Here is a 2,006-nt window from a genome sequence, read left to right as displayed (position 1 = left end):
TTGTTATCTAAAATGACGATTTGTTGAATCATAACGATTAATACTAATATTGCAACGGTTAATTTTTTATAACGCCATAAACTAAATTTTAAAATAACGGCAAGCACCATTAGCAGGATAATACCTACTATAAGTGCAAGTGGGTGTGTCGGTGATAGTAATACATAAAGTAATGCGATGATACTTACTGGTATTGTTCTGATTAAATAATATTTCATATTTAATGTTGATAAATGTTGAATAAACAATCCGCAAAGAGCGCTTGATGATAGTGCTAAGATATACACCCAACGCCTTTCTGGAAATGAAAAACCATTAAAAGCACTGTCGAAATACTGTGATAATGAACCAATAAATAATATCCATGTTACTATTGCGAAAAGTCTATAAAAGTAAAAACGATACAGTTTGAATGACAATAATGCAACGATAGTAAGAATTGAAATCGTAATATAAAATCCATCGCTAAAGAAAAAATAATGATAATCAAGTGGTGTCAAAAACGGTATATCAACATTGGGATTTTGCTTTCTGTCATTTTCCAAAAACGCAGAAATGCCAGTGAATAAACCAAATACACTTGATAACACACTCAAAACTGTAGCAGATATGACGCAAATAAATTTTTGTGTTCTAGAGACAATGTCATATTTGTAAGTGAAAATGAGTCGATATAAATAGTAGCAACCTATAATAATAGCTTGATAATAACTGAAATAAAAATTGCTAAATAGTGTTAAGGCTATCGCAACAATGAAAATACCGATTTTGCGTTGTTGAAAATATCTTTCCAAACCAAGAATCGATAATGGCAATAAATATAATAAATTTCCATAAAATGACCAAGTAAAATTAAAGTATATAACGACAGTTGACATGCCGTATAAAATCGTAGCGATCATATTTGTTGAGCGTTTAAAGTGTAATATTTTAAATAAGTAGAAGGTCACGACAAATGTTATGATAGCTCGTATCATAGCCATAATAAGTTGGTTTGTCGGCCAAAAATGTATTGTTGTCGGATTAAATATACCAACCGTTTCTCCTATTTTAATGAATAGAAAATTTAGCCACATTAAAGGTGACAGCGAATAATAATATGATAGTCCTTTCATATAATCGCCACCTAATCCAAACGATGCATCATATAAACTAGAAAAACTACTTAGATGTTCATACAAATACATTTGAAATGGCATCATTTGACGGAATCCATCTCCAGCCCCACTAAAAACAGTACCATTCACAATATAATCATAGATATGAGTAGAAAATAAAATAAGCGTTAATATTACACTAATGAAAGTTATAACAAAGAATTGTTTGACGTTTGAATTTAGCCACTTTTTTAACACAACATTATCCTCAACTTTCAAATTTAAAATTAAGTTTAACTGAAACTAAAGTTAATGAGGTTCTTGATAGGTAAAGACGAAGATGACTGTGGAACAGATACCTTATCATAGTTACTTAAACTTTGGATCATTTTCAGTTTATCATTAAACAAATATATTGAATAATAAAAATGTCATACTGATAAAGATGAATGTCACTTAATAAGTAACTTAGATTTAACAAATGATGATTTTTAATTGTAGAAAACTTGAAATAATCACTTTTACCTAAATCTAAAGCATTGTTAAGAAGTGTGACAATGTTAAAATAAATATAGTTGAATTAATGAATTTGTTCTATAATTAACAGGTTATAGATTTTAATAATGAGAAAAGAATTGACGAAAGTAAGGTGAATTGAATGGTTATTCAATGGTATCCAGGACATATGGCGAAAGCCAAAAGAGAAGTAAGTGAACAATTAAAAAAAGTAGATGTAGTGTTTGAACTAGTAGATGCAAGAATTCCATATAGTTCAAGAAACCCTATGATAGATGAAGTTATTAACCAAAAACCACGTGTTGTTATATTAAATAAAAAAGATATGTCTAATTTAAATGAGATGTCAAAATGGGAACAATTTTTTATTGATAAAGGATACTATCCTGTATC

Annotated in this window: 1 protein-coding gene and 1 pseudogene; one reads left to right on the top strand and one right to left on the bottom strand. The window is 28.9% G+C overall.

What is annotated here, in order from left to right; genetic code table 11:
- Positions 1-1,355: pseudogene (gene yfhO / locus IDG60_RS12300) on the bottom strand (lipoteichoic acid-specific glycosyltransferase YfhO); the annotation flags it as partial.
- Positions 1,356-1,755: 400 nt separating this feature from the next.
- On the opposite strand from yfhO, the gene IDG60_RS12295 reads away from it, so the two are divergent.
- On the top strand, positions 1,756-2,006 hold a 251-nt coding region (locus tag IDG60_RS12295; RefSeq protein WP_481906092.1), incomplete at its 3' end, for a YlqF/YawG family GTPase.

Source organism: Staphylococcus sp. EG-SA-2, from assembly GCF_017152085.1.
Note: the sequence above shows the minus strand (reverse complement) of the source record. Positions and strands in the feature narration are given on the sequence as shown.